Below are 7,668 nucleotides of genomic sequence, written 5' to 3'. Positions count from 1 at the left end.
GCGGCCCAGCTCACCCACAGCCCAAAAGGCTCAGGGGTCATCGGCCCCTCCGCCGACAGTCCGCCTGGCGCGCGAACGCCAGGCGGACGTCCCGGAAGACAGACCCAGAATAAACATTCGCCAACACACAAGGGGTCACGCAGCTTTTACCCGGTGAGCCCCCCATCAGCCCGCATTTCAACCACCGGCGTGAGCCCTCATCCGTCGGCCTTCGGCCGCCACCTTCTCCCGCAAGGGGAGAAGGAAACTCTGTCCTTACCCATCAACACATCCCCCGAATCCCCCTTTGAAATCAACGCCCGGCATTATTCTGAGGCCCTATCCCAACCGCTCCCGAAAACCGTGAGACACTGGTCCCGGTCTTTGACATCGCCATCACGAACCGCGGCCAGTGGACTCTAGGGACTATCTGGACTCGAATTTCCGGAGTCCGGCCGTCCTCCCCGGTCGCTCCGAACGCTTCGGACGCTTCGGACGGTGTTTTTGGCGTCCGGGCCGGCCGCCGCTCCGTGAAACCTTGACCTTCGCCGCCCGATCCTCGCAACTCCCCGTCCGATTTCCGCCAGTCCGGTGACCTCATGCTTCGATCGCTTCTGACCGCCGCCGCCTTCGCCGCGCTCGCCCTCCCTGCCCAGGCCCAGAACCTGCTGATCCGGGGCGGCGTGATCCACACCGGGGTCGAGACCGCGCCCACGGCCGAGGTCGTCATCGCCCGTGACGGCCGCATCGCCTGGGTCGGCGCCGCCGCCGACGCGCCCTCCATCGACGGCCTGACCGTCATCGACCTCGACGGGGCCACCCTCTTCCCCGGCTTCACTGACGGCCACGCCCACCTCGACGGCATCGGCTGGCGCGAACTGACGCTGAACCTCGAGGGCTCGACCTCCGTCGTCGACGCCATGGCCAAACTCACCGCCTGGGCTGAGGCTCACCCCGAGGGCCCGATCATCGGCCGCGGCTGGATCGAGACCCGCTGGCCCGAGAGCGCTGACGGCGCCCGCTTCCTGACCGCCGCCGACCTCGACGCCGCCGCCCCCGGCCGCATCGTCCTGTTGGAGCGCGCCGACGGCCACGCCATCACCGCCTCCTCGCCCGCCCTTGTCGCCGCAAAGATCGACGCCTCGACCGTCGCCCCCTCAGGCGGAGAAATCGCCAGGGATGCGAACGGCCGGCCGACCGGCTTCATCGTCGACGCCGCCATGTCCCTGCTCGCCCCCCTGATGCCCCAGGCCGATCCCGAGGCGAAGCGGAACGCCTATCGCGCCGGCTTCCAGGTCGAGGCCCGCTACGGCTGGACCGGCGTCCATTTCATGAGCGCGCCCTGGTCCGACATTCCGCTGCTGGAACAGATGGCCGAGGCCGGCGAGGCGCCCCTGCGCATCTACAACTCGGTCACGCCCGACGGCGGCGCCGCCCTGATCGCGTCCGGTCCCCGCAGCGTCGCCGACGGCCGGATCATCACCCGCGCCATCAAATACTATGTCGACGGCGCCCTCGGCTCGCGCGGGGCGGCGCTCCACGCCCCCTACTCCGACGCGCCCCACACCTCGGGCCTGATGCAGACCACGCGCGAGGAGATGGTCCCCCTCTACGAGAACGCCCTGCGCCGCGGCATCCAGGTCGCCACCCACGCCATCGGCGACCGGGGCAATACCGAGGTGCTGAACTGGTATGAAGACGCCATGGCCGGGGTTCAGCCCGGGGACCGCGCCATCCGGGATCCCCGCTGGCGCATCGAGCACGCCCAGATCCTGCGGCCGCGCGATGAGATGATGTTCGTCGGCATGGGGGTGATCGCCTCCATGCAGCCCAGCCACGCGATCGGCGACTTCCACTTCGCCCCCGCCCGCCTCGGCGACGCCCGTCTGGAAGGCGCCTATGCCTGGCGCAGCCTCGTCGATCTCGGCGTTGTGGTCGTCGGCGGCTCGGACGCACCGGTGGAGCGCGGCGATCCCCTGATCGAGTTCTACGCCGCCGTCGCCCGCCGCGACCTCGAGGGCTTCCAGGGTCCCGACTGGCGCCCGAACGAGGCCGTGGACCGCGCCACGGCGCTGAAGATGTTCACCCTCTGGCCCGCTTTCGCTTCCTTCCGGGAGGACGAGCTCGGCACGATCGAGGTTGGCAAACGCGCCGACTTCACCGCCTTCGACATCGACCTGATGACCGTGCCCGAGGCGGACATTCCGAAGGGACAGGCGGTGCTGACGGTGGTGGACGGCGAGGTCGTGTACCGCGCGGACTGAAAGAGAAAGGGCCGCCCACCTCGCGGTGGACGGCCCCGGTCTTTTAGATCGTGAGCGTTCTAGAAGCGGGCGGTCAGGCTGACCGAGGCGCTGGAGCCGAGGTCGTAGTTGTTGATCCGGACCTTGTTGCCCAGTTCCTGATACTCGTCGAAGTCGGTGCCGAGCAGGTTGCGGAGCTCCAGGGCGAACCCCAGGTCGCGACCCATGGCCTCGAAGTCCTTGCGGTAGACGAAGTCCAGGAAGACACCCGGATCCTGGACATAGTCGGGCTCGCGGCTTCCCGCGACGCCGGCGCCCCGGGCGGTGATCCGCTCGGACACGTAGTTGACGATGATGGTCGCCTGGGACCGCGCCGTGTCGTCTTCCCAGCCGAGTTGCAGGTTGGCGACGTGTTCGGACTGTCCCTGAAGGCGGCTGCCGTCGGTGATGAAGAAGGCGGCCTGCTCAGGCGTTCCGGCTCCGCCCAGCGTGAGGACGGTGTCCGACGGATCCACCGACACTTCCGAGTCGGAGAAGGTGTAGTTGGCCTGCACCAGCCACCGCTTGTTGGCGATGAAGGACATGCCGTTGTCGGGGAACTCGAAATACTTCTTGGCCTCGACCTCGGCGCCGATGATCGTGGCTTCCGGCGCATTCAGGAAGGACTGCTGGCGCTGATTGCCGACGTCGACGATGACCGCCTCAACCGGCTTGTCGAGCTTCTTGTAGAAGACGCCGGCGGTGACGAACTGCTGACGGGCGAAGTACCACTCCCAGCGCGCGTCCAGGTTCAGCAGTTCCGTATCCACCAGATACGGGTTGCCGATGAAGGTCCGGTCGCTTTCCGGGTCCGTGTAGGACTGGGGCGCCAGTTCCCGGAACTGGGGACGGCCGATGGTCTGCGAGGCGCCGAAACGCAGCTGCATGTCCTCGGCGAAGTTCCAGGTCACCGTACCGGCGGGCAGGTAGTACTGCTCTTCGAGACGGGTGGAGCCGAAGGTCGCCGAACCGCCGAACAGATCGCGCGGCGTCACCGACTGTTCGGCGTCTTCGAACCGCACCCCGACGGTCAGGTTGACCAGAGGAATGATCTCGGCCTCGACCTGTCCGTAGACGGCGTTGACGACCAGTTCGCCGTCGTAGGCCGCCGCGCCGTTCGAACCCGTGATCTCGTTGAGCTGGAGCGTGACGTCATTGATGTTGAAATCGGAGAACAGGAAGTCGACGCGGCTCTCGGTCTGTTCGACGGTCAGGCCGTTCGGAGAGATGAAACGCAAATCCCGCCGGACCGAATCCCGCGTGTTTTCGTACAGGGCGAAACCGCCGCTGACCGTCAGTTCGCGGTAGTCGGACAGGGGAATCGTGTAGGCGAGGTCTGCGCCGCCCGAATAGACGTCGTCGTTCAGCTCGCTGAACGAGATCAGATTGCGTTCCAGGTCGTGGACGAAGTCGCCGGCCGCGTCCTGGCCATATCCGAAGCGGGTCTCATAGGGCGCGTCGCGCGAGGTGGTCGCATAGGCAGCGCGCCAGTCCAGGCTAAGCGTGCCGTCCATGAAGTCGTGCTCGCCGGCCAGCTGGCTGGAGAAGAGCTGGCGCACGAACCATTCGGTATAGTCGTCACGCAGGATCGAACCGCCGGCGTCGAAGTCCGGCCCGACCCGCGAACGGGCCTCCTTGGTCGTGTTGCGGACGTAGAAGTTGGTCCACTTGACCTCGTGGTCCAGGCCCGAAAGCGAGAGCCCGCCGAGCAGGTTCAGCTGCACATCGTTCTGGGTCGAATCATAGGCGTAGCTCGTCGAAGCGACGATGTTGGAGCCCGAGAACTGGCCTTCCTCCTGGAAGCCCGAACGGGTCCGCCAGCTGTTGTCGTAACCGGCCGAAACGATCACGCCCAGGGCGCCGATGGCTGTCTCGTGGGAGAAGCCGCCGGTCGCTTCCAGCCCGACGTTGACCGGGATTTCCTCGATCTGCAGCAGACGCAGCGGCGCGTTGACCAGCGACTGGCCGATGGCGCGCAACTGGGCATTGGTATAGTTCGGCCCCGCCTGAATCTGGCGACCCGAGTTGAAGGCCAGGGCCAGAGGGCCCGGAATGTCGCGGGTATCGTCGTCGAAACCGAGGAAGTCGGTGCGGCCGCCATAGTAGATCAGGCCTTCCTGGGCCGTCGTCTCCGTATTGCCGCTCAGCGAAGCGCCAAAGGTGAAGAAGGGCTCGGACGGGGCGTCAATGGTCTGCAGGTCGATGACCCCGCCGCCGAATTCGCCCGGATAGTTGGCCGAGTAGGTCTTCTGGACGGTCACGCCTTCCAGAATGCTGGACGGGAAGAGGTCCAGCGGCACCACGCGTTGCAGGGGCTCGGGGCTCGGCAGGGGAGAGCCGTTCAGCAGGGCCGACGAGTAGCGCTCGCCCAGACCGCGCACATAGATGAAGCGGCCTTCGACGATCGACAGGCCGGTGACGCGGGTCAGGGCGGCTGCGGCGCTGGCGTCGCCGGTGCGCTCCAGGTCTTCCGACGTCAGGAAGGCCGCGACTTCAGGGCTCTCCCGGTTCGGTTCGGGAATGTAACGGCCCAGGACGACGATCTCATCGACCTGGGTGCTCTCGTCCTGAGGCGCGGATTGCTCGGCCGGGGTCGGTTCGACCGGCGCCGTTTGGGCGTGAACCAGGCCGGGCGCGATGAGCGCGCTCGTAGCCAGGAGGACCCCTGTCAGGGTCAGGGAAAGCGTCTTCATGATCTGCGCCTCGAAGGGGTTCAAACGGAAAGCGGAAAGGTCGGCGGCGACCCCTCACGGGATCACCGCCGTGCTTCCGTGATCAGCAGGCCGTGGAGTTCAGGCCGCAGGACCAGCCGAGGTACCAGGTGTCGGCAGCGTTCTGGACGGCGCCGATGTAGGTCGTAGCGGTGAAGAAGGGATAGACCGCCGGGGCGTTGACCGGGACCACGGCGGTTTCGTTGGCGCCGTTGATGAAGGTCAGGATCTGGTTGGTCAGGACGGCGCCCGACGGAGCCGTGAGGGTCGAGGTTCCAGCGGCGGTGTTTCCACCGCTCGGCGTTTGGGCGAAGGTTGCGGTCGAGCGAGCGACGTTGGCCGCGCGGTACGAGACCGGGCAGGACATGAAGACCGCGTTGAACGTCGGCTGGCTGGTGGCCGTGTCGGCGTCGGCGATGTCCAGGCAGCCGGCCAGAGAACCGGCGGCGGCGGTGAAGACCGAGTTGATGATCGTCGCGTCCGTACCCGTGTCGAAGTGGGCGACGGTGTGGGCGTCGATCGGCGAGACGCGGCCGACCAGGGTGAAGTTGGCGATCTTGGGCTGCGAGACATAGCGCGAGGCCAGCGGCGTCGCGGCCGGGGCGGCCGAGAACTCGAAGCCGGCCGAGCGGCTGGTCGAGTTCGGCGCCCGCTGCGTCACGATGCCGAACTGGGCCCCACCGCGCCAGCCGGTGTCGGTGTCCAGGCCGTCGTCGTCGGCGCCGGTGATGACCACGCGGCGCAGGTTGACGTTGCCGCCGAAGATTTCGATGCCGTCGTCCGACGAGTTGTGGATCTGGACGAACTCGACCGTGGTGCCCGAACCCACGCCGGCCATGGTCAGGCCCTGAAGCTCGTTGCCGGTCGAGATCTCGAAGCCCGAGAACTTGATCTGGACGTAGCGGATGCGGCCCGAGTTATCGGTCGGGGTGTTGCCGCCGTAGAAGGCCGAGGTGCCCTCGACCTGGCCGGTGCAGGTCACCGGTGCGGTCAGCTGGCAGTTGGCCTGCGGCGCGCGGCCGGCGATGACCAGTCCGCCCCACTGACCTTGCGAGGTCAGGGTCGTCGTGCCTTCGACGTTCTGGCGGCTGGTGAAGATGATCGGGTTCGAGGCCGTGCCTTCGGCGAAAATCTGCGAGCCGCGGTTGACGATCAGATAGTCAGAGCCGCCCGAGGCGAAGATGCGCACGCCCGGATCGATCGTCAGAACGCCCTGGACGCCCGTGGTCGAGGCCGTATCAATACCGCGGTCGAGGCCGACCTGGGTGCGGCCCGAGATGGCGTAGATGGTGCCGGCGCGGACCGACAGGGTCAGGTTGCCGGTGATGTCGGCCGGCAGTTGGCAGGCGCGCAGCGTGCCGCCGGCGACGACGCCGACGTTGGCCAGACCAGCCGGGCAGTCCGCAGCGGGGGTGCCGGGTGGCAGCGGGGTGGGGCCCGTGCCGCCACCGCCGGTGCCGCCGCCGAAATCGCCCTCGCCGGGGGACGCTACTTCGGCGGAGCCGCAGGCGGCCAGCGCCAGTACGGCCGCACCGGCCATCAGTACCTTGGTCAGACGAAGCATCGAGTTCCCCTCGGGTTGGAAATGTGCGGAACGCCGCGCGTCATTCCGACACGTTTCCAGCGATCCCGAGGGCCGCCTTTAAGAGGTCATTGCAAATTTCAAGTGACAGAAAATCGATGGATTATTACAGTTGATCCGAAGGCTGATCGATATTCGGGAAATCATCGCCACGAATACTTTCTTCTGATTGAAGACAAGGATTCCTTGTCCGGAGCGATTGTCACAAGACTGAATAACTCAGTGACTGCACCGTCCGCACTTGAGCGCCGGGCGCTTTGCGTTAGGGTGCCGCCAGCTTCCGCGGGCGTGATGTAGTGGTAGCCTGAAAGCTTCCCAAGCTTTTCGTGCGGGTTCGATTCCCGCCGCCCGCTCCAAGGCTTAGGCCCTCAGCGCTGTCCATCTGGCTCTCTTCTGGCCCACGTAAGAGTGACGATGGTGTCGACCTGGCTCGTAGTGGGCAACACAACCGCATGGCCGCGTTGCCCTTTTCCTAGTCGACGAACTTCAGCAGGCGCGCTCCCGTCAGCTTCTGTCGAATGACGACGCCGCCTTCAGCATCGACGCCGTGCACCTGGAACACCGACTTCGCGATGTCCAAACCAATCGTGACTACCGGACCCATGGCTCTCCTCCGGCTCTAACCGGACGCTGATGCTGCCGGTGGGTTGGAGAGCCGTCCACAGCATCACAAGCGGACGCAACCGTCGCGCCGCGAACCAGACATTCAGACATTCAGACATTCAGACAAGCCTAAACCACCCCAACGAGATCTCCGGCGCTACGATGGCTGTCGATCAACGCAATGTCGGCCTGAAATGGGTCGAACCATCATTGGCTGCGAAGGACCGATAGCAATAGTCCATTGCCACGCTTGGCGGTCGACCCGACGTTGTTGCGCGCGCGGGAGGGCCCACGCCCTCGCCGTCACCATCGATAGCCCCGGAGAAGGAACTCGCGCCAACCTGCCGCGACAGCCGACGAGACGACTTTCGGCCTGACCGATCGGCTCAAGCGCTTTGAGAAGGCGGTGCTGGAAGAGGCGCTGCACCGTCACGCCGGTGATGTCGTCGCCATGACCGAAGCCCTGCGGGTCCCACGGAAGACGCTTTACGACAAGTTTCGCCGCCACGGC

4 protein-coding genes, 1 tRNA gene and 1 pseudogene are annotated in these 7,668 nt (G+C 66.2%); 3 read left to right on the top strand and 3 right to left on the bottom strand.

Annotated elements, in window-relative coordinates:
• The first annotated feature begins 578 nt into the window (after positions 1-578).
• Positions 579-2,243, top strand: coding sequence for an amidohydrolase (locus RMO01_RS13530; protein ID WP_309629581.1), 1,665 nt, complete (start codon positions 579-581; stop codon positions 2,241-2,243).
• A 59-nt stretch (positions 2,244-2,302) separates the two neighbouring features.
• Here RMO01_RS13530 and RMO01_RS13525 read toward each other — a convergent pair whose 3' ends face one another.
• Together RMO01_RS13525 and RMO01_RS13520 are read right to left on the bottom strand one after the other, a co-directional pair.
• A complete protein-coding gene (locus RMO01_RS13525; protein ID WP_309629580.1) occupies positions 2,303-4,954 on the bottom strand; it encodes a TonB-dependent receptor domain-containing protein in 2,652 nt (883 codons plus the stop codon).
• Between the two features lie 82 nt (positions 4,955-5,036).
• Positions 5,037-6,536 (bottom strand): hypothetical protein, encoded by a 1,500-nt coding sequence (locus RMO01_RS13520; protein ID WP_309629579.1) that lies wholly within the window; start codon positions 6,534-6,536, stop codon positions 5,037-5,039.
• A 300-nt stretch (positions 6,537-6,836) separates the two neighbouring features.
• Here RMO01_RS13520 and RMO01_RS13515 point away from each other — a divergent pair.
• Positions 6,837-6,910 (top strand) — tRNA-Gly (locus tag RMO01_RS13515).
• Positions 6,911-7,035: 125 nt separating this feature from the next.
• Here the strand turns inward: RMO01_RS13515 and RMO01_RS13510 are convergent.
• Positions 7,036-7,158, bottom strand: a pseudogene (locus RMO01_RS13510) (IS110 family transposase); the annotation flags it as partial.
• Between the two features lie 372 nt (positions 7,159-7,530).
• On the opposite strand from RMO01_RS13510, the gene RMO01_RS13505 reads away from it, so the two are divergent.
• Positions 7,531-7,668: helix-turn-helix domain-containing protein (locus RMO01_RS13505; protein ID WP_309629582.1), on the top strand; the 138-nt coding region annotated here is incomplete at its 3' end.

The organism is Brevundimonas sp., from assembly GCF_031412435.1.
Lineage (GTDB): Bacteria > Pseudomonadota > Alphaproteobacteria > Caulobacterales > Caulobacteraceae > Brevundimonas.
Note: the sequence above shows the minus strand (reverse complement) of the source record. Positions and strands in the feature narration are given on the sequence as shown.

Coding starts and splice junctions, on each gene's coding strand:
- RMO01_RS13530 (WP_309629581.1), top strand. CDS start 579: ATGCTTCGATCGCTTCTGACCGCCGCCGCCTTCGCCGCGCTCGCCCTC.
- RMO01_RS13525 (WP_309629580.1), bottom strand. CDS start 4,954: ATGAAGACGCTTTCCCTGACCCTGACAGGGGTCCTCCTGGCTACGAGC.
- RMO01_RS13520 (WP_309629579.1), bottom strand. CDS start 6,536: ATGCTTCGTCTGACCAAGGTACTGATGGCCGGTGCGGCCGTACTGGCG.